The sequence below is a fragment of the Pseudomonas sp. GM33 genome (assembly GCF_000282295.1).
Classification (GTDB): Bacteria; Pseudomonadota; Gammaproteobacteria; order Pseudomonadales; family Pseudomonadaceae; genus Aquipseudomonas; species Aquipseudomonas laurylsulfatiphila.
Genome location: NZ_AKJO01000010.1, coordinates 59,468 through 84,472 on the forward strand (window position 1 = coordinate 59,468; position 25,005 = coordinate 84,472).

The window sequence follows — 25,005 nt, forward strand, 5'->3', positions numbered from 1 at the left end:
GCGCATCACAATGACTGCAATGACGCACTGTCTGGACCGCCCTGGCCTTGTGCCCCGACTGTCGTCCCATCATCTGTCCCGCGAGCGGCTGGTCGAGCCCATGCTGGTGTCGACCGCGAGGGTGAAGTTGCTTTGCGCACCGCCCGGCAGTGGCAAGAGCGCGTTGCTCAGCGAATGCCTGCTGCGGGCGCCGGAGCACTGTCGGGTCTGTTGGCTGCCTTTGGCGGGGGCGTCGTTGAGTGCTACCGATTTTCTGTTGCGCCTGACGCAAGCGCTGGATCTGCCCTCGGCGGATGAGCCCGGGCTGCTGGCGCATCTGGCCCGATTACAGACGCCGACCTGGCTTTTTCTGGATGATTACTGCCGCGCACCCAACCCGGAACTCGACCGGTTGCTCGATCGCCTGTTGGCCGTCGCCAGCCCGGCGCTGACCTGGTGGCTGAGTTCCCGTCGTCGACCCTCCTGCAACTGGCCGCGGCTGCTGCTCGATGATGAGGTGTACGAGTGCGAAGGCCGGGCGCTAGCGTTTACCGAGGCCGAGGTCGGGCAGTTGCTCGGTCATGTCGAGCCGACCCTCGCGGCCCAGACTGCCAAGAGGGTAATTGAGCGTAGCGGTGGCTGGTGCGCCGGTGCGCGGATTGCGTTACTCAATGGTTGTCCGTGGTCGAGTGAGCAGGGGCGTTCGGCAACGTTGCTTGATTATCTGCAGCACGAGTTGTTCAACACCTTGCCGCCGGAGTTGGTTGAGGTCTGGCAGGTGTTGGTTCATCTGCCACGCTTCAACGCCAGCTTGTGCGAGCATCTTTTCGGTGCGGGAGAGGGCGCGCAGTGGCTGCACGCGTTGCAGGACATGGGCTGCTTCATTGAGCCTTGGGAAGACTCCGTCGAGTGGTTGCGGATCTTCGAGCCACTGGCCCGGGCAATGGCTGAAGAGCCGACCCCGGCCGGGCGATCCTGGCATCGCCGCGCGTGCCAATGGTTCAGCGCCGAAGAGGACTGGCAAGGTGCGTTCGAGCAGGCGCTGTTGGCGCAGGAGTTCGAAGTGGCGGTCAGTCTGTTGCAGCACTTCAGCCTCGAACATTTGTTCCGGCGTGAAAATATTTGTCTGTTGTTGAAACTCCACGAGCGTCAACAGGCTGAGCTGACTCTTGTTACACCGCAAGTGGTGGGGCTGGTCAGTGCGGCGTTGTTGTTTGCCGGACGTTTCGATCCGGCCGCCGCGTGCATTGAGCAACTGGCACGATTTGCCCCGCAGCCTACGCAGGCGCAGCAACGGCAACTGCTGGCACGCTGGCAGGCGCAACAGGGCTGGCTGCTGCATTTGCAAGGCCGTATGGAGGCAGCCCGTACGCACTTTCTTGATGCGCTGGCCGAGCTGGGCGTCGATGCCTGGCCGGCGCGCGTATTGTGCCTGTCAGGGCTGACCCAGCAGGCGTTGCTCAACGCCGAACTCGATGTGGCTCAGACGTTAAATCGTGAGGCGCTGTGCCTGGCGCGCGCCCATGGCTCGCTATTGTTCGAAGGACTGCTTGAACTCGATCACGCACAGTTGCTGGAGATGCGCGGAGCGCCCCGACGTGCCGAGAGCTTGTTGGCTGATACTGTTGCGCTGTTGTCTCAAGAGGCCGATCGACCGACGCCGCTATTGGGGCGAATAGCCCTGCGACGAGGACGGTTGGCCCTCTGTCAGGGACAAGATGAACTGGCCGCCGGTTTCTTCCAGTCCGGCCTGGAGGACTGCCTGCAAAGCCAGGACAAGCACGCGCTGTATGGCTTTCTCGGGCAAGCGCAGATGGCCGCCAACCAACGCGATTATGCCCATGCGTTTGATCGTCTGCGCGAAGCCGAGCGGTTGATGCAGCAACGGCAGATCCCTGACACGGTTTATCGCAGCGTACTGCTGCAAATCAGCAGTCATTTCTGGCTGCAACAAGGGCGCCCGGAATTGGTCCGGGAAGCGCTGACCCGAGTCTTGCGTCATTATCGGGGGGCTCATGCACGCCAGGCACCACCCGCCACACTGCAACTGATTGCGCGTATCGAATACCAGTTGGTGTTGGCCGAGACTCAACTTCAATTGGCGCAAAGTCCATTGGATCGTCTCAAGGTGTTACTCAAGCAGGCGCAACAACAGGCCATGCTGGCGCTGGAAACGGAGTTGCAATTGGCAATTTGCGAAGTGGCGGACCTGACGGGCGAGCCGGACATGGCTCATGCCGCACTGGAGGCCGGCCTGGCCTTGGTGAAGCGTTGTCATGGGCAGCAGGCATTGCGTGATTTGAGTTTGCGCCAGCCAAGTCTGATCTGTCGTCTACAGGGAACGGCGGCAGTGGTCGATAGGGACACCGATGTCCGTTTGCTGAGCGGGCGAGAGCTTGAAGTACTGGACCTGATTGCCCAAGGCAACTCCAATCAGCAAATCGCCGAACAACTGTTCATTTCGTTGCATACGGTGAAAACCCATGCCCGGCGCATTCACAGCAAGTTGGGTGTGGAACGACGCACGCAGGCAGTTGCCATGGCGAAGAAGTTGGGGTTGATAATGCAAGTTGGGTAAGTGTTGGTTTTTAGTCTGGACATGAATTAAAACATACTGTCGCGTGCATAAATAATCGTGTTGATTAGTATGGCTGCCGGGGCTGACAGGTCAGAAGTTAGTTGTACTGTCAGTGCATTGATTCGATTCGCCGAGCAGGATGCTCGGCTATAAAAGACAGGAAGTCTGTATGAGCGACAGTTTTTTTTCTTACAGCAAAATTTCGCTTTTGAAGCGCATTCGCGCGGATTTCGCAGTCGAAGTGCTGTTGGTTTCGCGCTTGGGGGAACTCGGGATTAACCCGTTCAAGACCTATTTGAATACGCTGGTTGATATTGTTGGCACTGACGTCAGCGAATCAAGGACGTTATTCGATGAGACACTGGAGTGGGTTGAGAAAGAGACACTGCCTAATTATATCCAGGGTATCACCGGGATTTTCAATCGGCAGTATTCTTTCGAACCGGAGCACCGGGTTGAAGGGTTGGACCTGATAGCGTTTGAGCGCATCGTAATTGATGTTGTCCGTTGGTTGACCGAGGCGCCCTCAATCAACCTTTCAAAACGTTCGATCAAAGTATCCGGCATCGAAGAGGTCCATGCGGCGTTGAAGTACCAGCTCCCGGAAATCAATATCGATACCCTGTACTTGACCCATTTTGTCGCGGAAGCGGGCGAGAGAAAGATACTTCAATCCCGAAGCTTGGCCGAAGATGTCTTTGCTCGTTTTCAACAGAATGAAATTCCTTACTATCACGGTGAGGGAATTGGTGTTTATACGGTCGCTTACAGTGCCCAGGAATCTGATTTGCATCCGCAGCTTAGAATCAAAGATGTCAGTGACCTGGTGATCGAAATCGCCCCGGACTTTCTGGTCTGAGTGTTTGGTAAAAGCGCTGGCTATTGCAAAAAATTATAATTATTAATTATGGAGTTTTAGGATATGGAACAACTGACAAAAGAATTGGTTCGGGCCAAGCTGCACGCAAGGCTCAGTGGTCGCGGTATTGATGTCGATAAGGTCTACATAAATGCCGTTGTGTCAGCTGAGGATTTGACGGTTATTTACTCTGAGTCACTGGTGTCGGCGTTTTTTCTTAAGTTGCAGGATGGGGAAGTTCCAAAGTTTGACAGTGAGGATTTGGGGATCTTTTCCGAACCGTATACGTTTGACCAGGAATATCGATTCGATGGTGTAAAAATTGATGAGCTCAATGAAATGGGTGCAGCCATTGCCCGGGACTTTTTGAGCTGATTGGTGTTTTCATAAAACAAGTTGTGCCAACCCCCCCGCTTGGTTGGCACAGCTGTGGCAGTCAGGTTGCGGAGGTGGCGGGTTCATACCCCATGCGCCAGCTGACCGCACGGCTGGCGGATAACAGGCGCTGCGCCGCCGGCCCGTTTTCATCGGCATGGAACAAGGATGTCGGCCCCACCACCGTCAGCACGGCAACCACTCTGCCCATCGCGTTGAACACCGGTGCCGACAAGGCATCCACCCCTGGCAGCAGCAAACCATGTACATGGTGCAAACCGCGTGCGCGGATTTGTTCGCACTGGGCCGCGTAGGCCTGATCGTCTGCCAGCACATGGGCTGCGTGGGCCTGCAATTCCTGCACGCGCAGATCCTCAGTCTCGCGTTTCGGCAGGTAGGCACCAAAAACCAGTCCCGTCGAAGAGCTGAGCAGCGGCAGCACCGAGCCCAGCTGTGTCACCACCGTCACCGCACGCACTGCCGGTTCGATGTGCACCACGGTCGCGCCCTGATTGCCCCATACCGCCAGAAAGCAGGTTTCGTTCAAGTCATCGCGCAGCTCGGCGAGGGGCAGGGCGGCGACTTTCAGCACGTCCATACTGTTGAGTGCCGCCAACCCCACGCGCAAGGCTTCACGGCCCAGGCCGTAATGGTTGGTCGCTGCATTCTGTTCGGCAAACCCGCTGGCGATCAGCGCCTGCAAATAGCGGTGGACCTTGCTCGCCGGCATCTGCACGTGTTCGGCCAGGCGCGACAGCGAAGTCGAAGGCGACAACTCGGCCAGAGCCTTGAGGATGTCAGTACCCACCTCGGCCGAGCGGACTTTCTGTTTACCGTTGCTGTCGCTGGTGGACTTTTGCATGGAGGCAGTTTGATCCTGTTACGAATGGGCGTCTTTATAGCTTGACGGTCAATACCAATCAAATTACGTTATGCGTAATCAGATTACGATAAAAACAACCCAGGCGTGCCTCGACCTCTGCAACAGAGCGAGCGGCCACTGCCGACTCCCTGTTCAGGAGGCTCCATGAACCCCGATTCAACGATGCCAGCGCTGGCCTACCTGTCAGGCTTCGGCAACGAATTCAGCAGCGAAGCCTTGCCCGGCGCACTGCCTGTCGGCCAGAACTCCCCGCAAAAAGCCCCTTACGGTCTATACACCGAGCTGTTCTCCGGCACGGCGTTCACCATGCCGCGCAGCGAGGCGCGGCGGACGTGGATGTACCGCATTCAGCCGTCGGCCAATCACCCGGCATTCGTCAAGCTGGACCGGCAACTGGCTGGCGGCCCACTGGGTGAGGTGACCCCCAACCGCCTGCGCTGGAACCCGCTGGACATTCCCGCCGAGCCGACCGATTTCATCGACGGCCTGGTGAGCATGGCCGCCAACTCGGGCGCGGAAAAACCGGCCGGTATCAGCATCTACAACTACCGTGCGAACCGTTCCATGGAGCGCGTGTTCTTCAATGCCGACGGCGAGATGTTGCTGGTGCCTGAACTGGGGCGCCTGCGCATTGCCACCGAACTGGGCGTGCTTGAACTGGAACCGCTGGAAATTGCCGTGCTGCCACGAGGTCTTAAATTCCGCATCGAACTGCTCGACCCGCAGGCCCGTGGTTATGTCGCCGAAAACCATGGCGCGCCGCTGCGTCTGCCGGACCTGGGGCCGATTGGCAGCAATGGCCTGGCCAATCCGCGGGACTTCCTGACCCCGGTGGCGGCCTACGAGAACCTGCAACAACCCACCACGCTGGTGCAGAAATTCCTTGGCCAGCTGTGGGCGTGCGAGCTCAATCATTCGCCGCTCAACGTGGTTGCCTGGCACGGTAACAACGTGCCGTACAAATATGACCTGCGCCGTTTCAACACCATTGGCACCGTCAGTTTCGATCACCCGGATCCTTCGATCTTCACTGTGCTGACTTCGCCGACCAGCGTCCATGGCCTGGCCAACCTCGACTTCGTGATCTTCCCGCCGCGCTGGATGGTGGCCGAGAAAACCTTCCGTCCACCGTGGTTCCACCGCAACCTGATGAACGAATTCATGGGTTTGATCCAGGGCGAATACGATGCCAAGGCCGAAGGCTTTGTGCCCGGCGGTGCTTCGCTGCACAGCTGCATGAGTGCCCACGGTCCCGACGGAGAGACGTGCACCAAAGCGATCAACGCGGACCTCAAACCGGCGAAAATCGACAACACCATGGCATTCATGTTCGAGACCAGCCAGGTATTGCGTCCGAGCCGTTTCGCCCTCGATTGCCCGCAACTGCAAAACACTTACGATGCCTGCTGGGCTACGCTGCCCGCCACTTTCGACCCGACCCGGAGATAACCCATGACGCAGACTTCCATCACTCGCAGCTGGGTTGCATCCGCCAACGACCATGCGGATTTCCCCCTGCAAAACCTGCCGCTGGGCGTGTTCAGCCTCAACGGCTCGGCACCGCGCAGTGGCGTGGCCATCGGCGAACACATCTTTGACCTGCAAGCAGCCCTGGAGGCCGGATTGTTCGATGGCGCTGCGAAAGCCGCGGTCGAAGCGACCCTTGGCGGTCAGTTGAATGCCTTCTTCGAACTGGGGCGTGAAGCTCGCGTCGCGTTGCGCGAGCGTTTGCTGGAACTGTTCGCCGAGGGCAGCACCCTGCGCGGCAAGATCGAAGCGCTGGGCGCAAAACTGCTGCCGCTGGCGGTGGATTGCGAAATGCACCTGCCGGCAAAAATCAACGATTACACCGACTTCTACGTCGGCATCGAGCACGCGCAGAACGTCGGCAAACTGTTCCGTCCCGACAACCCGTTGCTGCCGAACTACAAATACGTGCCGATCGGCTACCACGGTCGTGCGTCGACCATTCGCCCGTCCGGTACCGACGTCCGCCGCCCGAAAGGCCAGACGCTGCCGGCCGGTCAGAGCGAGCCGACGTTCGGCCCTTGTGCGCGCCTGGACTACGAACTGGAGCTGGGCATCTGGATCGGCCAAGGCAACGACATGGGCGACTCGATTGCCATCGGCGACGCCGCCGATCACATCGCCGGTTTCTGCCTGCTCAACGACTGGTCGGCACGGGACATCCAGGCCTGGGAATACCAGCCTTTGGGGCCGTTCCTGTCGAAAAGCTTCATCACCAGCATCTCGCCGTGGGTCGTCACCGCCGAAGCGCTGGAGCCGTTCCGTCGTGCCCAGCCTGCGCGTCCACAAGGCGATCCGCAGCCGCTGCCGTACCTGCTCGACAAGCGCGATCAGGCCGCCGGCGGGTTCGACATCGAGCTGGAAGTGCTGTTGCTCACCGAGGCCATGCGCGAGCAGAACCTGCCGGCCCATCGCCTGACCCTGAGCAACACACAGCACATGTACTGGACCGTGGCGCAAATGGTTGCGCACCACAGCGTCAACGGCTGCCAATTGCAGGCCGGTGACCTGTTCGGTTCGGGCACCTTGTCGGGGCCGGAGAACGGTCAGTTCGGCAGCCTGCTGGAAATCACCGAAGGCGGTAAGAAGCCGATCGAACTCGCCTCGGGCGAGGTGCGCAAGTTCCTTGAGGATGGTGACGAAATCATCCTGCGTGGCCGTTGCCGTCGCGACGGTTTTGCGTCCATCGGTTTCGGTGAGTGCCGCGGCAAAGTGCTGCCGGCGCGCTGAGAGGAGCGGGGGCATGGAACTCTATACTTACTACCGTTCGACGTCGTCGTACCGGGTGCGTATCGCGCTGGCGCTCAAGGGCCTGGATTATCAATCCTTGCCGGTCAACCTGATCGCACCCCAGGGCGGTGAACATCGACAGCCGCCTTATCTGGGCATCAACCCGCAGGGCCGCGTGCCGGCCTTGCGTACCGATGAAGGCGAATTGCTGATCCAGTCTCCCGCGATCATCGAATACCTGGAGGAACGTTATCCACAGGTACCACTGCTGTCCAAAGACCTCGTCACCCGCGCACATGAGCGTGGCGTGGCGGCAGTGATCGGCTGCGATGTTCACCCGCTGCACAACGTCAGTGTGCTCAACCGGCTGCGCCAGTCGGGCCACGACGAACCGCAGGTGGTGGAGTGGATCAGTCACTGGGTCGGCCAGGGCCTGGCCACGGTAGAGCAGTTGATCGGCTATGACGGTTACTGCTTCGGCCACGAGCCGGGGCTGGCGGACGTCTACCTGATCCCGCAGCTTTACGCGGCCGAGCGTTTCAATGTTTCTCTTGAGGCTTATCCTCGGATTCGTCGCGTGGCGGCGTTGGCGGCGATGCACCCGGCGTTCATCCAGGCGCATCCGGCGAATCAGCCAGACACGCCTTGACGCCTCACACCGTCCCAATGTGGGAGCGGGCTTGCTCGCGAAAGCGGTGTGTCAGCCACATAATTGGTGACTGACATGACCTCTTCGCGAGCAAGTCGGACCGCCGCACCGCCGCTCCCACAGGGGGGGACTGTGATTAATGGACTATGGCATTCGGCGGCAGATGCCCCAGCCGTTCCGTGAGGCGAATCCGCTGGATGGGATCGTCGCTGAGCAGGAGTGCGTGTTCCAGGTCAAAACGCTCGGCGTTCGGGCAGTCCAGCCGTTGATACAGGCTGGCCCGGGCCAGATAGTCGGCGCTACTGGCATTGCCCAGTTCCAGGACGCGCCCGGCGTCGATCAGGGCATTGATGAAGTCGTCGTGGGAGAGGTACAACTGGCGCAGGTTGCGCGACAGCCGTTGCAGCATCTGCACCGGTTCGGCGGTGACCAGATGGTCGGCACTGAGCTTCATGTTCGGGCCATACTGGCGGTGCAACAACTCTCGGCAATCGTTCGGATAAAGTCGACGGCCGCCGCAGGGATCGAGCAAATGATCGGCGCCCGGCACCCGCAGCAGGAAATGCCCTGGAAAGTTGACCCCGACCATGGGGATCTCCAGGCCCCTGGCCAACTCCAGCGCAATCAACCCCAGCGTCAAGGGTTGCCCTCGTCGGCGTTCCAGTACCTTGTCGAGCAGTGCCACTTGCGGGCGCAAGGGTGTGAAGTCGTCCTGGGCAAAGCCCAGGTCGTTCATGCGCCGCAATAGCGGTTGGGCCAGTTCACTGACCGGCAGCATCGGCAAGCCAGCGCTGACCCGTTGCTGCAACTCCTGGAAATCGGCCAGTACCGCTTGGGGGTTCACTTCACTGTCATGCTCGACCGCAATCCATAGCGCTGCCTCGAACAGCGCGGGCGGTGAACGTTGCAGGCAGGCGAAGAACGATTGGCGCGGGGTCATCAAAATCTCCGGGCAATGCCTCGTTTTAGTCCCCTCTCCGGCATTCGTCCAGTGCCGTACAAGCGCGAATTCCGGTTATTTCCGAAAGCCTGCATGGCGGCCGCGCTTATTCCGGTGCGCTTCTGCAATTTTCGGGCGCAAGCCTATACTGGCGTCTACAAGAAGTGATTCGGGAGCCTTACGATGTTCGCTCTCATGCAAAGCACTCGCCTTGAATCGCTGCATCTGAGCGTTGACCCGGTCACCGGGTTAAAGGCGGTCATTGCCATTCATAACAGCCGACTGGGGCCTGCCCTGGGTGGTTGTCGTTATCTTGCCTATCCCAGCGACGAGTCTGCGGTCGAGGATGCGGTGCGCCTGGCCCAAGGCATGAGTTACAAGGCGGCACTGGCCGGCCTGGCCCAGGGCGGCGGCGTGGCGGTGATCATTCGCCCCGTTCATGTGGCCAACCGCGCCGCACTGTTCGAAGCCTTCGGGCGCTGTATCAATCAACTGGACGGGCGCTACATCACGGCCATCGACAGCGGCACCTCAGTGGCGGACATGGATTGCATCGCCCAACAGACCCAACACGTCACCAGCACCACTTCGGCAGGTGACCCGGCGCCGCACGCGGCGATGGGCGTATTCACCGGCATTCGCGCCACTGCGATGGCGAGACTGGGCAGCGATAACCTCGAAGGCCTGCGCGTCGCCATTCAAGGCCTGGGCAACGTCGGTTATGCCCTGGCAGAACAGTTGCACGCCGCCGGGGCCGAACTACTGGTCAGCGATATCGATCACGGCAAGGTACAACTGGCGATGGAACAACTCGGGGCTCACCCCATTGCCAACGACGCACTGCTCAGCACGCCTTGCGATATTCTTGCGCCATGCGGGTTGGGTGGGGTGCTGAACAGCCACAGCGTGACGCAACTGCGCTGCTCGGCAGTGGCCGGCTCGGCGAACAATCAGCTGACGCATCTGGATGTCGCCGACCAACTGGAACGTCGCGGCATCCTGTATGCGCCGGACTACGTGATCAACGCCGGCGGGCTGATCTATGTGTCGCTCAAGCACCGTGGCGAAGAACTGTCGACTATCACCGCACACCTGTCGAAAATCAGCTCGCGCCTGACCGAGGTGTTTGCCCACGCCCAGGCGGAAAAACGTTCGCCGGCTCGGGTGGCGGACGAGTTGGCGGAAAAGGTGCTGTATCGATAATAAGATCAAAAGATCGCAGCCTTCGGCAGCTCAGGTACTCGTCGATCCCTGTAGCGATCTTTTGATCTTCGGACATGAAAAAGGCCCTGACTCCATCGGACTCAGGGCCTATTCAATTCGGGTGTCGCTTATTTTGCTGTTTTCGCAGCCTTGGCTGGCTTGGCCGGGGCAACCGGCTCAGCGTTTGCCTCTTCCACAGGAGCGGCCACTGCAACCGGCGCGGCGACTTCAACAGGTGCCACAAGCAGTTCGGACAGGGCGTCCGGCTGGCTCTTGAACGCCTTGGCGAACACATCGCGATTCTTCGCCATGTAAATCCCGGCTTCTTCCACTTGCTGCTCGGTCAGGGACGGAACGGCTTTTTGCAACACTTCAGCCAGCAATTCGGCCAGTTCGAGCATTTTGTCATGACGGTCAGCTTCGGCTTTATCCATGAACAAGCGCTCCAGATCTCGGCTGCTGCGGTATACCACTTCGACGGCCATTCACCACCTCACATGCCTTCACATTGGTTGTCGATTTCGACCACTGTATCTATATACAGCTAAAGCATAAGCGAAACCCTGTCTTTTGGGTAGTGGCTTTTTAATGTAGACCGGTTTCGACATTTGTCAGGCGAGGCGCTGCACAGGTGCGACCAAACGCCACGGCGCGCAATCCGGAACGGCTCGCCATCATGGGCTGGCCTTTTTTCTGCATGCAGAAAAACCGTCACGTCCAACCCGCATCATCCGGTCGAGCCGACCTAAGGAAGCATCATCGTGAAAATCAACTGGGCCGAAAAACTGCGGCAGAGCGTGCATGAACTGGCCGAGTCTCTGGGCAATCTGTTCGTCGAGACCTTTCATTACCTGGCGCTGTTCGCCATCGGTGCGGTGACCGCGTGGGCGGCGGTGATGGAGTTTCTCGGGATGATCGAAGAGGGGCACATCAAGATCGATGACATCCTGCTGCTGTTCATCTACCTGGAGCTGGGGGCGATGGTCGGGATTTACTTCAAGACCAACCACATGCCCGTGCGCTTCCTGATCTACGTGGCGATCACCGCGCTGACGCGGTTGCTGATTTCCAACGTTTCGCACCACAACCCGCCGGACCTGGGGATTATTTACCTGTGCGGCGGGATCCTGCTGTTGGCGTTTGCGATTCTGGTGGTGCGTTACGCTTCGTCGCAGTTTCCCTCGGTGAAGATCGAAAACCCGCAACGCAAGACCGGCGCGGGTTCCAGTGAACATCCAGAGGTCGAGAAGGGCGAAATCTAGAGCCCGAGCGTGGGGCGCAGCCGCCCTTTGAGGGGAGGGGGCGGCAAGGCCGGTCCGCTGCCGGTGGTCATGGCTTCGAGGATGGCCACGGCGCTGTCGCCCTGTTCGATGGCAATGCCGAACTGAATGCTTTGAACCAGGCGCTTGAGGCGCTGGGGGTCATTGCGTTGTTCGGCGCTGATCATGCGTTTGGCTACCACGCGGCCATTGTTGGATAGGGTCAGCATGATGCTGCCGTCCAGGCCCTGAATGCTCAGGTTGATCTGGTAATCCGCTGCAAAGGCATCGGTTATGAGCTGGAAAGGGTTGTCCATGATGCGTCACCGCCTGATTGAACGTGCAGTTGTTGACCGGCCGTGATCAGGTTGGTTCGCCCTGCCAGACCATCGGCCATCTCGCCATCATTGTTCCAGCAGGGAAGTAGCAAGGCCCATGCCGGAAAAATTGTCGGACAAAAAACACCTTCTGTAGGAGCGAGCTTGCTCGCGATGGTCGTCAACGATAACGCGTAAACCCAGACACCCCACTGTGCCTTTGGGTTTTTCGCGAGCAAGCTCGCTCCTACAGGGAACGCGTTTTCTGCACGTTTCAGGGCAATAACGGCGGGCGTGCAACCAAAACGGTCAGCACTCCACCCAGTTCACCGCCAGACCGCCTCGTGACGTCTCTTTGTATTTGTCGTGCATGTCGGCTCCGGTATCGCGCATGGTGCGGATCACCCGGTCCAGGGAAATGAAGTGTTTGCCGTCGCCGCGCAGGGCCATTTGCGTGGCGTTGATGGCTTTCACGGCGGCGATTGCATTGCGTTCGATGCATGGCACTTGTACCAGTCCGCCAACCGGGTCGCAGGTGAGGCCGAGGTTGTGTTCCAGACCGATTTCAGCGGCGTTTTCCAACTGTTCCGGGCTGGCGCCCAGTACCTCTGCCAGGCCTGCGGCGGCCATGGCGCAGGCGGAACCGACTTCGCCCTGGCAACCGACTTCGGCCCCCGAGATCGATGCGTTTTTCTTGCACAGGATGCCAACAGCGGCTGCACCCAGGAAGAACGCGACCACGTCGTCGTCAGACGCATCGGCATTGAATTTCATGTAGTAGTGCAGCACCGCCGGGATGATGCCCGCTGCGCCGTTGGTCGGCGCCGTGACCATGCGCCCGCCTGCCGCGTTTTCTTCGTTCACGGCAAGGGCGTACAGGTTGACCCATTCCATCGCCGACAAGGTGGAGGTGATGACATTCGGCTTGCCGATCTCCTGCAGGCTGCGATGCAGTTTCGCCGCTCGGCGTGGAACATTCAGACCGCCTGGCAAAATGCCTTCGTGACGCAAGCCCTGCTCGACGCATTCGCGCATTACCGACCAGATATGCAACAGGCCCTCGCGGATCTCGGTATCACTACGCCATGCCCGTTCGTTGGCCATCATCAGCTCACTGACCCGCAGCCCGTGCTCGTTGCACAGCCTGAGCAATTCGGCGGCGCTGGAGAAATCGTAAGGCAGCACCACATCGCTGGCCGGTGCGATCCCGGACTCGGCTTCGGCCGCTTCGATGATGAAACCGCCGCCCACCGAGTAATAGGTTTGCTCGAACAGCTCGCCGGTTTCACTGAAAGCCGTCAGGGACATGGCATTGGGGTGGTAGGGCAGGCTTTCGTCAAGCAGCAGGAGATCGCGTTGCCAGTCGAAGGCAATGTCCGCAACGCCTGCCAGACACAATTTGCCGGTTTCGCGCAGGATGTGAATGCGGCTGTCGATGGTGGTGGGATCGATGCTGTCGGGCCATTCGCCCATCAAGCCCATGACGCAGGCGCGGTCCGTCGCGTGACCGACGCCGGTCGCCGACAAAGAGCCGTAAAGGCGAATCTCCACGCGTCGCACGTCCGTCAGAAAACCCTGTTGGAGCAGTTGTTGAGCGAAGGTCGCGGCGGCGCGCATCGGACCGACGGTATGGGAACTGGACGGGCCGATGCCGACTTTGAAGAGATCGAAAACACTGATAGCCATGCTAAAGCCTGTACAAGCAATGGAAGAGGAATCGCCGCCATTTTTGTAGGACAAGCGCTATGTCGGCGATACTGCCCGCCAAGGTCCTATGTGACCAACGAAATTTCCTAAGACATCCTTTAGCAGGACTAAACGATGAGCCGTCAATTACATGCCCAGACCTATGTCTGGCTGAACGTGTTTGCCTGTGCCGCGCGGCACCTGTCGTTTACCCGTTGCGCCGAAGAACTGCACATCACACCGGGGGCGGTCAGCCAGCAGATCCGCCAGTTGGAAGAACGCCTGGGCTTTCGCCTGTTTCACCGCCGTGCCCGTGGCGTGGAGCTGAGCGCCGAGGGCCAGCGCCTGGCCATTACCGTCAACGAGGCATTTGGCAGCATCGACGCGGAATTGCGGCGACTGGATGCGGGCATGATCAGCGGGATTCTGCGGGTGCGTTCGATTCCGTCATTCCTGAGCAAATGGCTGACGCCGCGCCTGCCGCGCTTGCAGCAGCGCTTTCCGGACATCCAGTTGCGCCTGGTGGCCGAGGACAGCAGCGTGCCGTTGCATGAAGGCGACTTCGACCTGGCGATCGACCTGAACGACGGCAGCTACCCGGGCCTGTTATCCACAGCCTTGCTCGATGAACAGATTTTTCCGGTGTGTGCGCCGAGCCTTTTGCGGGGTCGTCCGCCACTGCACGGTCCGGCAGACCTGATGCACTTTCCGTTGTTGCACGACATCACCGCCTGGCGCGGCAGCTACGAATATGCGGAATGGGAGTTTTACCTCAACGCCATCGGCTTCGAAGGGGCGGATGTGCGACGCGGGCATACCTTCAATCGCAATCACCTGACCATCGAAGCGGCCATCGCCGGGATGGGCGTGGCGATTGCCCGACGAACGCTGCTCAACGATGAGCTGGAGCGTGGGGCGTTGATCGTGCCGTTTGGCCTGGCGGTGCCCAATCACAAGCGCTACATGCTGCTTTACGCACCGGGGGCATTGAGCCATCCGGGTGTGCGCGCGGTGCACGATTGGTTGGTGGAGGAAGCGGGGGTTTTTCGCAGCCTGCACCCGTTGGGGGAGCAGCAAATGTGAGCAATTGTTACGCAAGAGCAGGGCGACCCAACTCCCGACCTTAACAGCGCTTTTACCCGTTGTCCGGCTTTTTTTGCGATTGAAAATTTATCTTTTTTTAGGGGTTGAATTGTTCAGCGTACAGACCGATTGTGTAACCAAGAGGTCACGGTGATGACGCCCAAGGGCTTAGCTGACCGGCCTCTCGCGAGCTAGCTGAAATAAGGGATGAACTATGCAAATCCAAGTCAATAGCGATAACCATATTCAAGGCAGTAAACGACTGGAGGAGTGGGTACGTACGACCATTGAGAGCACGCTCGAACGCTACGAAGAGGACCTGACACGCGTCGAGGTTCACCTGCGGGACGAGAACGGCGACAAGCCGGGTCCCCACGACATGCGCTGCCAGCTGGAGGCGCGGCCAAAAGGCCATCAACCGGTTTCCGTCACCCATAAGGCCTCCACCATGGAGCAGGCGATCGACGGAGCAGCCACCAAACTTGAACATGCGCTGGAGCATATGTTCGGCAAATTACGCGGCAAACGAGCAAATGTGGTGCCCATCGAGAGTGGCGCCCATGCCGACCAGCTGCTGGAAGAAGAGTTTCTGGAAAACGAACAGGCGGCGCTTAACGGCTGACACCTGATTCACTTTTTACCTTCCCATGAGAACGGGCCTGCATTGCAGGCCCGTTTTCGTTTCGGTGGCTTTTGGATTCCATGGTCGTTGGCATGGGTTGTGGGGACAGCCAGGTTTGCGGTGAACCAACGGGCGAGATAGGGGCAGCACCCGATCTTTTGCATATGAGAATATTTATCATTAATATTGCGACCTTGCCGGCCCCCCTGACGCTGTTGTGGCCTCCCCGGTCTCCAGGTCGAAACTTGAACAATGATGACTCTCCCACCCGACCCCCACGATATCGAGCGTGATCAACAGCGCGGCGACCGTGCGCATTTTCTCCAGGTGTTTCTCTCCCAGCGTTCGCAAATGGAAGCGCTGGTGAGTCGGCGTGTCGGCTGCAACGCGACGGCGGCGGACCTGGTTCAGGACTTGTTCCTGCGTTTCTGGCGGCGGCCGTTGGTGCAAGTCGAGGAGCTCAGTACCTACCTGTTGCGCTGCGCCGGCAACATCGCCATCGATCATTTGCGCAGTGAAGGCACCCGGGTGCGGGCCAGCGAAGGCATGCTGCTGGAATCTTCGGACGGCCATGGCAGCGGACCGCAAGCGGCGCTGGAGGCGGGCAACGATCTGCGCCACGTCGAAGCCGCACTGCGCGCGCTACCGCAGCGCACGCGGCAGATCTTTTTGCTCAATCGCATTCATGGCCGTAAATACGCCGAGATCGCCAAGGCCATGGGCTTGTCCCAAAGTGCCGTGGAAAAACATATGATGCGCGCCCTCGAAGCCTGCAAGGCCAGCCTTCGGGAACCCGAACCGCGTACGCCAGGGAAAGCACCGTGAACCACTTCGAACGCGTCACCCCGACGCCCGCTCAGGAACAGGCAGCGCTGGCCTGGCTGAGTCTGTTGCATGACCAGCCCAGCAGTGCTGATCAGGCGACTTTCAGTCATTGGTTGCAGGCCGATCCCGCCCATGCCGAGGCCTATGCCCGGGCGCTGGTCTTGTGGGAGCTGAGCGAAGAACCGGCGCGCACGCTGGCCGATGAAGATGCCCTGGCCTTGCAGAGTTATCTCAACGCCATGGACAAGTCTCGGCGCAGCATGGTCGGGCGCTGGTCCGGTGCGCTGGCGATGGCGGCGTGTCTGCTGCTGATGGTCTGTGTCGGTACAGGCTGGCAGCCATCGCGCTGGATCGATGACTTGGGCGCGGACTTCGTCTCGGCACCGGGGGAAATCCGCACCGTCACCCTGGCTGATCAGACGCAGGTGATACTGGATGCCGACAGTGCCATCGCCGTGGATTTCAGTCGCGGCGAGCGGCATGTGCAACTGCGTCGTGGCGCCGGGTTTTTCAGCGTTACTCACACCGGTGAGCCGTTTGTGGTGGACGCCGAGGAAGGCCAGGCGCGCGTCCTGGGCACGCAGTTCGAAGTCCGTTTGCAACCCCACGGTGCACAGGTCACGGTGCTGTCCGGGCGAGTCGGGGTGACGGCGGACCAGGACGCCGAACAGCAAATCCTCACCGCCGGCCAGCAAGTCGCCTACGGCGATGGCACGGCGCAAAAGCTCCACGCGGTGGATAGCGAAGCGCAGTTGGCCTGGCGCCAGGGCTGGCTCAATTACTACAAGGCGACGCTGGCCGATGTGGTGCGGGATCTGGGGCGCTATTACCCCGGACGGATCGTAATACTCAATAGTGAACTGGCGGCACGTCGGGTCAGTGGCAGCTTCCCGAGCAGGAATCCGCAGGCGGTGTTGAGTTCTTTGCAGGGGGTGTTGGGGTTTGAGCAGCATCAGGTGTTGGGGCATCTGATTATTTTGCGTTGAAGCTGCTGGCCCCTTCGCGAGCAAGCCCGCTCCCACATTTGGAATGCATTCACCCGTGGGAGCGAGCCTGCTCGCGAAGAGGCCAGTTCAAACACCGCATCACCCTGAATAAAAAATATTTTCAAATTGTTGTGAGGTAAACCCGATCGCCATCCGTGTAGTGACTGAAACTGCGAGTCATTCGCATCCGTTGCGGTTCTACACAGGTCATGAGTCATGAAGTCCAGGGCAAAATCGGGTTCGGTCAAACAATGGTTGGGTGTGTCTGCGTTGAGCTTTTCGGCATCGGCGTTGTTGCCGCTTGGCCTGGTGCTGGCCGCAGAGACGGGCAGCACTCAGCCGCGTGCGCAGCTCAGTTTCTCTCTGGCCGCCAAACCGCTGCCCCAGGCCCTGAGTGATTTCAGCCGGGTAACCGGCATAAGCGTCGTCTACACCGATGAAGCGCCGTACGGCCTCAATGCGCCGGCGGTCAATGGCCAGATGAGCGCCGAACAGGCCCTGCAACGTCTGCTCACCGGCTCGGGATTGACGTTCCGCCGCACCGACGGCCATACCATGGCGCTGGAACCGCGGCTGACTGAAGGTGCGTTGACACTGGGCGCGACCACTATCACCTCGGTGATGGATGAGTCCATGAGCTACCAGCCGCCACCGACCTCTTCGGTGATGCGCTCTTCGGCCCCGATTCAGGACATGCCGCAGACCATCAATGTCGTCCCCGCCCAGGTGATCCGCGATCAGGCACCGCGCAATCTCGATGACGCCCTGGCCAACGTCAGCGGCATCACCCAGGCCAATACCCTGGGCAGCACCCAGGACTCGGTGATGGTCCGCGGTTTTGGCGACAACCGTAACGGCTCGATCATGCGCGACGGCATGCCGATCGTGCAGGGCCGTGGTCTCAACGCCAGTGTGGATCGGGTCGAAGTGCTCAAGGGCCCGGCCTCGTTGCTCTATGGCATCCAGGATCCGGGCGGCGTGGTCAACATGGTCAGCAAGAAGCCCGAACTTGAGCAATACAATGCACTGACCGCGCGCGGTTCGAGCTATGGCGACGGCAAGAACGGCAGCGGCGGCACTCTCGACAGCACCGGCGCCCTCGGCGATTCCGGGCTGGCCTACCGCATGGTGCTGGACTACGAAGACGAAGATTACTGGCGCAACTTTGGCGTGCATCGCGAAAGCCTGATTGCGCCGTCGCTGGCCTGGTACGGCGAAAGTACCCAGCTGTTGTTCGCCTATGAGCACCGCGAATTCCTCACGCCGTTCGACCGTGGCACGCTGATCGACCCACGGACCAACCACCCGCTGGACATCTCGCGCAACGAGCGTCTCGACGAGCCGTTCAACAACATGGAAGGGCGTTCGGATCTGTATCATTTCGAGGCTGATCACGAACTCAACGACAACTGGAAAGCCCATTTCGGCTACAGCTGGAACCGCGAAACCTACGACGCCAGCCAGGTACGCGTGACCGCCATCGACACCAAGAAGGGCACCCTGACCCGCAGCATGGACGGCACGCAAAACGCGATCAGCACCGACCGATTCACCACCGCCAGTCTCGAAGGCCGCGTGAATGTGCTCGGCCTGCAGCACGACCTGCTGTTCGGCGTTGATGACGAGTACCGCAAGATCTACCGCGAAGACCTGATCCGCCAGAAAAGCCGCACCCAGTTCAGCTACGTGAACCCGATCTATGGCCAGGAAGTGCCGGGCACCACCGTCAGCCCGGCCGACAGCGCGCAGACCGATGAACTGCGCAGCGATTCGGCCTTCCTGCAGGACTCCATCCACCTCAACGAGCAATGGATTCTGGTGGCCGGTGCGCGTTTTCAGGCGTACGACCAATACGCCGGCAAAGGCGTGCCGTTCCACGCCAACACCGACGGCAACGGGCAGAAATGGGTGCCGCGCGCGGGCCTTGTGTACAAGTACACCGATGCCTTGTCGTTCTACGGCAGCTACACCGAGTCGTTCAAACCCAACTCGACCATCGCACCGTTGAGCGGCAGCAGTACCGTGCTTGACGGCGGCATCGCGCCCGAAGAAGCCAAGTCCTGGGAGTTGGGTGCCAAGCTTGATCTGCCGGGCCGCGTCACCGGCAACATCGCGTTGTTCGACATCAAGAAGCGCAATGTGCTGGTGGCCAACGCCGAAGGCCCGACCACGATCTACAGCGCCGCCGGCGAAGTGCGTTCCCGTGGCCTGGAAGTGGACTTGAGCGGTCAACTCACCGATCGCTGGAGCATGATCGGCAGCTACGCCTACACCGATGCCGAAGTCACCGAAGACCCGGTTTACAAGGGTAATCAACTGCAAAATGTGGCGAAGAACAGCGGCTCGTTGTCGGCGGTCTATGACTTCGGCAGCGTCATCGGCGGAGATCAACTGCGGGTCGGCGCCGGGGCGCGTTATGTGGGGGAGCGCGCGGGCAACGCGGTGAACGATTTCGACCTGCCGAGCTACACCGTGGCCGATGCGTTCGCCACCTACGACACCCAGGTCGACGGGCAGAGGGTCAAGTTCCAGCTCAACGTGAAGAACCTGTTCGACCGCACCTACTACACCTCGGCGGCGAGCCGGTTCTTTGTGTCCATGGGCGATTCGCGGCAGGTAACGTTATCCAGCACCTTGGAGTTCTAATGAGCTGCCGAAGGCTGCGATCTTTTGATCTTGCTGTGGCAGGTAAAGATTGCAGCCTGCGGCAGCTCCTACAGGGGATCTATGGTGGGTTGAAAGATCGCAGCCAGAGGGATTGCAATGCTCTAGCGCAAAAACGCCTGTCGATACTCGCCGGGTGTTGCGCCCATTGCCTGGCGAAAGCGATTGGTGAAGTGGCTGGCACTGGAGAAGCCGCAAGCCAGCGCAATCTCCCCCAGTGGCTGCGAGGTCGTGCGCAGCAATTCCCGCGCCCGGTTCAGGCGCCGCGCCAGCAGGTACTGGTGGGGCGGCAAGCCGAAGCTCTCGCGGAACATCCGCGCGAAGTGGTATTCCGACAACGCGCACAAAGCCGCCAATTGACCCAGGCTGATGGCCTGGTCCAGATGGCTGTCGATGTACTCCACCAGATGCCGGCGCTGATGTGCGGCCAATCCACCTTTGAGGCGCAGGCCTTGCCGGGCGTTGACCTGGCTGAGCAGGGCATGGCTGAGCAGTTCGTGGGCCAGGCTGCTGGTCAGCAGACGCTCGCCCGGCTCGTCCCAGTTCAAGCGAATCAACTGCCGAAAGCGCAGCGCCTGCTGCGGGTCATCGAGAAAGGTCTGCTCGCGCAGCTGCATTTCCCGTGGTTCGCGATCAAGCAGGGTGACGCAGCCGAGGGCAAATTGTTCGGGGCTGAAGTACAGGTGTGCCAGACGGATGTCGCCGTTGATCACCCAACCTGACTGGTGGTCGGCCGGCAGGATGCACAGTTTGTCCGGGCCGCCCTTGTTGCCGGGCTGACCGCGACGGAAGGTGCCGGTGCCACCAGCTATGTAACAGGACAACGTGTGGTGGCTGGGCGCCTCGTATTCCCGGGCGTCGTGGTGATTGCTCCACAAGGCGGTAGACATGCCGTCACCCAGCTCGGCGCTGTGCTCCAGACGAGCATTCGGCGAGCTGTTGAGGGCTTGAAAGACTTGTAGGGTATCCAGTGCAGCCATGATCGTTGCTCTCTAACACCAGCATCCAACGCCCTGCATGCTACTCCGTAGACGTGCGCCTGCCAGCCTGTCGCCAGACAAAAGCGCAAGTTTATGCAAGTACCCCAAGGCGTGACGCCGGACACTGGGCGCCTATCGAGGAGCCTTTGTCATGAACCTTTCTTTGTACCTGCTGACCGTGCTGATCTGGGGCACCACCTGGATTGCCTTGAAATGGCAACTGGGCGTGGTGGCGATTCCCGTGTCGATCGTCTATCGCTTCGGCCTCGCCGCGCTGGTGCTGTTCGTGATCCTGTTGCTCAGTCGGCGCCTGCAAGTGATGAACCGTCGCGGGCACTTGATTTGCCTGGCTCAGGGCCTGTGCCTGTTCTGCGTCAACTTCATGTGCTTCCTCACTGCGAGCCAGTGGATCCCCAGCGGTCTGGTGGCCGTCGTGTTTTCCACCGCCACCCTGTGGAATGCCCTCAATGCGCGAGTGTTCTTCGGCCAGAGAATCGCCCGCAACGTGCTGATGGGCGGTGCGCTGGGCCTGCTTGGGCTGGGACTGCTGTTCTGGCCGGAACTGGCCGGGCATACCGCCAGCCCGGAAACCTTGCTCGGCCTTGGTCTGGCCTTGTGCGGCACCTTGTGTTTCTCGGCGGGCAACATGCTCTCAAGCCTGCAACAGAAGGCCGGTCTCAAGCCGCTGACCACCAATGCCTGGGGCATGGCCTACGGGGCGGCAATGCTCTCGGTGTGGTGCCTGGTCAAAGGTATTCCCTTCGATATTGAAATGAGCGCGCGTTACATCGGCTCACTGTTGTACCTGGTGATTCCCGGGTCGGTGATCGGTTTCACCGCCTACCTCACACTGGTCGGCCGCATGGGGCCTGAACGGGCGGCGTACTGCACCGTGCTGTTTCCGGTGGTGGCGCTCAACGTGTCGGCGTTTGCCGAGGGCTATCAATGGACAGTACCGGCGTTATTGGGGCTGGTGTTGGTGATGTCGGGGAACGTACTGGTGTTTCGCAAACCAAAAGTGCCGCAGGTATTGGGCAACGGCAAGCTGGCCTGAGGGCGAATCGAGTGCTGAGTAATTCAGTGCTCGATTTTTATCGCGATGTATATCAATAACGGAAAGATGAAATCAACAATGTGCCCAGCCCTGTCATTGTAGTTCCAGGTTTTCGACTCATCCATGTTGAACCATTCGGTGCCGATTGTTTGAAAGCCGATGTAATAAAGAAAGATGGCAATCAATAATCCGATGAGTGCAGGTTTTTTAGCTTCGTGAAACTGTTCTTGGCTGGCGTTGATGTTTTTGTAAAGATAATAGGTTCCGAGCAGGCAGCTTAGGGTGTAGACCACTTCCAGTGTGATGATCAGCCAGTAAATGCGGTGGTGAAGCAGGGTGGAAGTAATGGCCCTGTGTCTGTATTTGTTTTGATCATTGGTAGTGTCCATGCTCAGGATGTGGCTGATGTATTCATAGTTGGTCGAGTAATCGGTGAAATTGTTATACAGCATCAGTAGTCCGAAGAGACTGATAAACAGCGTCAGTAAGACTTTGCTGAGTCGAATGACGTGACTGGTTGTGAGTGGGTTCAAGTTGGTGATCTCCGTTGTTGATCCCGTAGTGTCAGGGTAAACAAGGAGAGTCTATCTCGAGGTTTTGTTGTTTGGCTGCTGACTGAGTTGCAGAGTGTGTATTCAGAAAGTTGTTTAGTTAATTGAGTGCGCGTTATTTGTTAAGCGGGCAGGCGCTTGTAACGCCTGCCCGTTTAGTTCAACCCTTCCAGACTTGCGGGTTGACCAGATCCTGCGGGCGCTCGCCCAACAGGGCGCTGCGCAAGTTGGCCAAGGCACGGTTGGCCATGGCATCGCGGGTCTCATGGGTGGCCGAGCCGATGTGCGGCAAGGTCACAGCATTGTTCAGTTGGAACAGCGGCGACTCGGCCAACGGTTCTTTTTCGTACACGTCCAGCCCGGCTCCTCGAATGCGCTTGTTTTGCAGCGCTTCGATCAGCGCCGGTTCATCCACCACCGGGCCACGGGCGATGTTCACCAGTATGGCGCTCGGCTTCATCAGCGCCAGTTCACGATGGCTGATCAAGTGTCTGGTTTTCTCGCTGAGCGGCACCACCAGGCAGACGAAATCAGCTTCGGCCAGCAATTGATCAAGGCTGCGGTACTGTGCTCCGAGTTCCTGTTCCAGCGCGGTCTTGCGACTGTTACCGCTATAGATGATCGGCATGTTGAATCCCAGTCGACCGCGTCGGGCGATGGCCGCACCGATGTTGCCCATGCCGACGATGCCCAGGGTCTTGCCATGCACATCGCAACCGAATAGCTGCGCACCGACAGTGGCCTGCCATTGTCCGGCCTTGGTCCAGGCATCCAATTCGGCGACGCGGCGCGCGCTGCTCATCAATAGCGCGAACGCCAGGTCGGCGGTGCTTTCGGTGAGCACATCCGGCGTGTTGGTCAGCATGATTCCGCGTTCGTTGAAGTAGGCCAGGTCATAGTTGTCGTAGCCCACCGAGACGCTGGATACCACTTCAAGCCTGGCGGCGTTTTCCAATTGGGCGCGGCCGAGTTTGCGACCAACGCCGATCAGGCCGTGGGCGTGGGGCAGGGCTTCGTTGAATTGGGCGTTGATGTCGCCGTTTTTCGGATTCGGCACGATGACGTCGAAATCCTGTTGCAGGCGTTCGACCATTGCCGGGGTGACGCGGCTGAAGGCCAGGACAGTCTTTTTCATGAGAGGCGGGCTCGTCGGGCGGTGAAGAATGCTTAGCAAGCTACAAGTTTCACGCGGCAAGCTGCAAGTCTAAAAGCCGCCCTCATGGTTTTTAACTTGAAGCTTGTCGATTGAAGCGTGTCGCTGCCGTTCCGTTATACTGCCGTCCTTCTTATACTGCGGCATGCGGCTCACTCACCGGGCCTGACATTTCACGCATCACCCGGAGCTTTCATGACTTCCCCGAAACAACCGCCGGTCGCCGACGCCCAGAGCGACGTGCAGGCAGAGCTGCCAGACAGCGTCGACTCCAGCGCCGACAGCGAAACCAAAACCGAAATCCCGGCATTCAAGTTCCCGTTCAAGCCGGGCGAACTGGCGGCAGCCAAAGGCTCGAACCAGCCGTGGTACAAGAACGGCGCCAAGAACGGCCACACCAAGACGCCGGGCATGGCACCGCCGGGGACTCGCCGGTCGATGGGTAAGCGCTGAAATTCCAGTGCCTGGCCTGCCGTCATCGCGAGCAGGCTCGCTCCCACAGTGGATCTGTGTCGTACACAAATTCCATGTTCACTGAAGATCCCTTGTGGGAGCGAGCCTGCTCGCGATGGGGCCGTTGCCGGTAGCACAAGTTTTTGATCAAGCTGCCCGCAACGAAATGTGCGCCACTCAATTGGCCTTGGCGGCCGGGCGGATGGAGTCCCATTCGGTGACGTACGCGGTTTTGCTCTTTTTGTTGTAGAGGCACAGCTCGGTGCCTTGTGCGCCTTTCATGTGCTTTTGCGGGTACTGGCCCTGGAGCAGGAGCGCGGTATATCCAACCCGGTCGTCGAACTGCGCGGCGTTGCCGACCGGTTTACTGTTCTTCAGGCCGCTGGCCTTGGTGCAACTGGCGAGTACGGCCTTGTCGTAGGCGGCCCAGGCGTCGGGGCTGGAGGCGTGGGCCTGAGAGGTGAGGGCGGTGAGGCAGAGAAAAGTCAGTGTTGCTGCTTTCATGGTTCAGGCGTCCTTGGGCTGTGGCCGAAAGGTGAGTATGCCTGACGATTTGGCGCAGATTATGTGGGCCTCATCGCGAGCAGGCTCGCTCCCACAGTGACGGAGTGTGGCCACAGATTTTGTGTATGACGGGCAACCTGTGGGAGCGAGCCTGCTCGCGATTGCGGCGTATCAGTCTGGAACCGGCTCCCGGCGAACGGCACGCATCCCGACACTTTCATACAATCGCCGCGCCCGGTGGTTGTCTTCCAGCACCTTCAAGTCCACAAATCCTTCGCGACGTTGCTGGAACACCTTGAACGCCTGCAACAACAAGGCACGCCCCAATCCTCGGCCCTGAAACCGTGGATGCACCACCAGGTTCTTGATGTAGGCGCTGGTCCAGCACTGGCACACGCCAACAATGCCTTCGGCATCCCGGGCGATGAAGCACAGCGCCGGGTCATACTCCGGGTCGTTCTCGAACTGCCATTGCCACATGTCCAGCGCTGCCACGCGACCGCCACCTTCGAGGTAACCGAACTCCATCAACCGGTGCACGGCTGCGCCGATTTCGGGATGGTATTCGCTCAGTTGCAGGCCGGCTGGCCAATCGGGTGACGGCACGACTTCTGTGAGGTCGCGCCGCATCAGCCAGCAAAAGTC

24 protein-coding genes and 1 pseudogene are annotated in these 25,005 nt (G+C 59.7%); 15 read left to right on the forward strand and 10 right to left on the reverse strand.

Going from position 1 to position 25,005, the window contains the following annotated elements:
• The first annotated feature begins 10 nt into the window (after positions 1–10).
• From PMI26_RS27315 to PMI26_RS27305, 3 genes are all read left to right on the forward strand, one after another.
• Positions 11–2,557, forward strand: coding sequence for a helix-turn-helix transcriptional regulator (locus PMI26_RS27315; RefSeq protein ID WP_007970325.1), 2,547 nt, complete (start codon positions 11–13; stop codon positions 2,555–2,557).
• Positions 2,558–2,726: 169 nt separating this feature from the next.
• Positions 2,727–3,416: a hypothetical protein gene (locus PMI26_RS27310; RefSeq protein WP_007970326.1), complete on the forward strand. Its 690-nt coding sequence runs from the start codon at positions 2,727–2,729 to the stop codon at positions 3,414–3,416.
• A 63-nt stretch (positions 3,417–3,479) separates the two neighbouring features.
• Positions 3,480–3,791: a hypothetical protein gene (locus PMI26_RS27305; RefSeq protein WP_007970328.1), complete on the forward strand. Its 312-nt coding sequence runs from the start codon at positions 3,480–3,482 to the stop codon at positions 3,789–3,791.
• A gap of 61 nt (positions 3,792–3,852) precedes the next feature.
• Here the strand turns inward: PMI26_RS27305 and PMI26_RS27300 are convergent, their stop codons facing one another.
• A complete protein-coding gene (locus tag PMI26_RS27300; RefSeq protein ID WP_007970330.1) occupies positions 3,853–4,653 on the reverse strand; it encodes an IclR family transcriptional regulator in 801 nt (266 codons plus the stop codon).
• 165 nt (positions 4,654–4,818) lie between these two features.
• Between PMI26_RS27300 and hmgA the strand changes: the two genes are divergently transcribed.
• Genes hmgA through maiA form a run of 3 tightly spaced genes read left to right on the forward strand, consistent with a single transcriptional unit; the run spans position 4,819 to position 8,080 of the window.
• Complete coding sequence (hmgA, locus tag PMI26_RS27295; RefSeq protein ID WP_007970332.1) at positions 4,819–6,123, forward strand: homogentisate 1,2-dioxygenase; 1,305 nt, start codon at positions 4,819–4,821, stop codon at positions 6,121–6,123.
• 3 nt (positions 6,124–6,126) lie between these two features.
• Positions 6,127–7,431 (forward strand): fumarylacetoacetase, encoded by a 1,305-nt coding sequence (fahA, locus tag PMI26_RS27290; RefSeq protein ID WP_007970333.1) that lies wholly within the window; start codon positions 6,127–6,129, stop codon positions 7,429–7,431.
• Between the two features lie 13 nt (positions 7,432–7,444).
• Positions 7,445–8,080, forward strand: a complete 636-nt coding sequence (gene maiA / locus PMI26_RS27285) for a maleylacetoacetate isomerase (RefSeq protein WP_007970334.1) — start codon at positions 7,445–7,447, stop codon at positions 8,078–8,080.
• Between the two features lie 136 nt (positions 8,081–8,216).
• Here maiA and PMI26_RS27280 read toward each other — a convergent pair whose 3' ends face one another.
• The gene (locus tag PMI26_RS27280; protein WP_007970335.1) at positions 8,217–9,020 is read right to left on the reverse strand and encodes a SirB1 family protein; all 804 of its coding nucleotides are present in this window, start codon (positions 9,018–9,020) and stop codon (positions 8,217–8,219) included.
• A gap of 183 nt (positions 9,021–9,203) precedes the next feature.
• Here PMI26_RS27280 and PMI26_RS27275 point away from each other — a divergent pair, with 183 nt between their 5' ends.
• Positions 9,204–10,223 carry a Glu/Leu/Phe/Val dehydrogenase family protein gene (locus PMI26_RS27275; protein WP_007970336.1) on the forward strand — a complete coding sequence of 340 codons (1,020 nt, stop codon included), beginning with the start codon at positions 9,204–9,206 and terminating at the stop codon, positions 10,221–10,223.
• A 245-nt stretch (positions 10,224–10,468) separates the two neighbouring features.
• Here PMI26_RS27275 and PMI26_RS27270 read toward each other — a convergent pair.
• A pseudogene (locus PMI26_RS27270) lies at positions 10,469–10,708 on the reverse strand (YebG family protein); the annotation flags it as partial.
• A gap of 276 nt (positions 10,709–10,984) precedes the next feature.
• On the opposite strand from PMI26_RS27270, the gene PMI26_RS27265 reads away from it, so the two are divergent.
• The gene (locus PMI26_RS27265; protein WP_007970338.1) at positions 10,985–11,485 is read left to right on the forward strand and encodes a phosphate-starvation-inducible protein PsiE; all 501 of its coding nucleotides are present in this window, start codon (positions 10,985–10,987) and stop codon (positions 11,483–11,485) included.
• Here PMI26_RS27265 and PMI26_RS27260 read toward each other — a convergent pair.
• The gene (locus tag PMI26_RS27260; RefSeq protein WP_007970339.1) at positions 11,482–11,799 is read right to left on the reverse strand and encodes a DUF3509 domain-containing protein; all 318 of its coding nucleotides are present in this window, start codon (positions 11,797–11,799) and stop codon (positions 11,482–11,484) included. The genes PMI26_RS27265 and PMI26_RS27260 overlap by 4 nt on opposite strands.
• Positions 11,800–12,108: 309 nt before the next feature.
• Positions 12,109–13,485 carry an L-serine ammonia-lyase gene (locus PMI26_RS27255; RefSeq protein ID WP_007970340.1) on the reverse strand — a complete coding sequence of 459 codons (1,377 nt, stop codon included), beginning with the start codon at positions 13,483–13,485 and terminating at the stop codon, positions 12,109–12,111.
• 135 nt (positions 13,486–13,620) lie between these two features.
• Between PMI26_RS27255 and PMI26_RS27250 the strand changes: the two genes are divergently transcribed.
• The 5 genes from PMI26_RS27250 to PMI26_RS27230 all read left to right on the forward strand — a co-directional run bounded on the left by PMI26_RS27250 (position 13,621) and on the right by PMI26_RS27230 (position 19,647).
• Positions 13,621–14,568, forward strand: coding sequence for a LysR substrate-binding domain-containing protein (locus PMI26_RS27250; protein ID WP_007970343.1), 948 nt, complete (start codon positions 13,621–13,623; stop codon positions 14,566–14,568).
• Positions 14,569–14,782: 214 nt separating this feature from the next.
• Complete coding sequence (locus tag PMI26_RS27245) at positions 14,783–15,190, forward strand: HPF/RaiA family ribosome-associated protein (protein ID WP_007970346.1); 408 nt, start codon at positions 14,783–14,785, stop codon at positions 15,188–15,190.
• Between the two features lie 252 nt (positions 15,191–15,442).
• The gene (locus tag PMI26_RS27240; RefSeq protein ID WP_007970349.1) at positions 15,443–16,015 is read left to right on the forward strand and encodes an RNA polymerase sigma factor; all 573 of its coding nucleotides are present in this window, start codon (positions 15,443–15,445) and stop codon (positions 16,013–16,015) included.
• A complete protein-coding gene (locus PMI26_RS27235) occupies positions 16,012–17,001 on the forward strand; it encodes a FecR family protein (RefSeq protein WP_007970350.1) in 990 nt (329 codons plus the stop codon). Before PMI26_RS27240 ends, PMI26_RS27235 begins: the two co-directional genes overlap by 4 nt.
• 216 nt (positions 17,002–17,217) lie before the next feature.
• Positions 17,218–19,647, forward strand: coding sequence for a TonB-dependent siderophore receptor (locus PMI26_RS27230; RefSeq protein ID WP_007970352.1), 2,430 nt, complete (start codon positions 17,218–17,220; stop codon positions 19,645–19,647).
• Between the two features lie 122 nt (positions 19,648–19,769).
• Here the strand turns inward: PMI26_RS27230 and PMI26_RS27225 are convergent, their stop codons facing one another.
• On the reverse strand, positions 19,770–20,645 hold the full coding sequence (locus tag PMI26_RS27225; RefSeq protein WP_007970354.1) for a helix-turn-helix domain-containing protein: 876 nt from the start codon (positions 20,643–20,645) through the stop codon (positions 19,770–19,772).
• 151 nt (positions 20,646–20,796) lie between these two features.
• Between PMI26_RS27225 and PMI26_RS27220 the strand changes: the two genes are divergently transcribed.
• The gene (locus tag PMI26_RS27220) at positions 20,797–21,699 is read left to right on the forward strand and encodes a DMT family transporter (RefSeq protein ID WP_007970356.1); all 903 of its coding nucleotides are present in this window, start codon (positions 20,797–20,799) and stop codon (positions 21,697–21,699) included.
• 23 nt (positions 21,700–21,722) lie between these two features.
• Here the strand turns inward: PMI26_RS27220 and PMI26_RS27215 are convergent, their stop codons facing one another.
• Together PMI26_RS27215 and PMI26_RS27210 are read right to left on the reverse strand one after the other, a co-directional pair.
• The gene (locus PMI26_RS27215; protein ID WP_007970358.1) at positions 21,723–22,232 is read right to left on the reverse strand and encodes a DUF2165 family protein; all 510 of its coding nucleotides are present in this window, start codon (positions 22,230–22,232) and stop codon (positions 21,723–21,725) included.
• Between the two features lie 178 nt (positions 22,233–22,410).
• A complete protein-coding gene (locus PMI26_RS27210; RefSeq protein ID WP_007970359.1) occupies positions 22,411–23,385 on the reverse strand; it encodes a 2-hydroxyacid dehydrogenase in 975 nt (324 codons plus the stop codon).
• A gap of 213 nt (positions 23,386–23,598) precedes the next feature.
• Here PMI26_RS27210 and PMI26_RS27205 point away from each other — a divergent pair, with 213 nt between their 5' ends.
• Positions 23,599–23,856: a hypothetical protein gene (locus PMI26_RS27205; protein ID WP_007970360.1), complete on the forward strand. Its 258-nt coding sequence runs from the start codon at positions 23,599–23,601 to the stop codon at positions 23,854–23,856.
• A 177-nt stretch (positions 23,857–24,033) separates the two neighbouring features.
• Here the strand turns inward: PMI26_RS27205 and PMI26_RS27200 are convergent, their stop codons facing one another.
• Both PMI26_RS27200 and PMI26_RS27195 read right to left on the reverse strand, forming a co-directional pair.
• Positions 24,034–24,360 carry a hypothetical protein gene (locus PMI26_RS27200; protein ID WP_007970361.1) on the reverse strand — a complete coding sequence of 109 codons (327 nt, stop codon included), beginning with the start codon at positions 24,358–24,360 and terminating at the stop codon, positions 24,034–24,036.
• 171 nt (positions 24,361–24,531) lie between these two features.
• Positions 24,532–24,990, reverse strand: coding sequence for a GNAT family N-acetyltransferase (locus tag PMI26_RS27195; protein WP_177323518.1), 459 nt, complete (start codon positions 24,988–24,990; stop codon positions 24,532–24,534).
• Between the last annotated feature and the right edge of the window lie 15 nt (positions 24,991–25,005).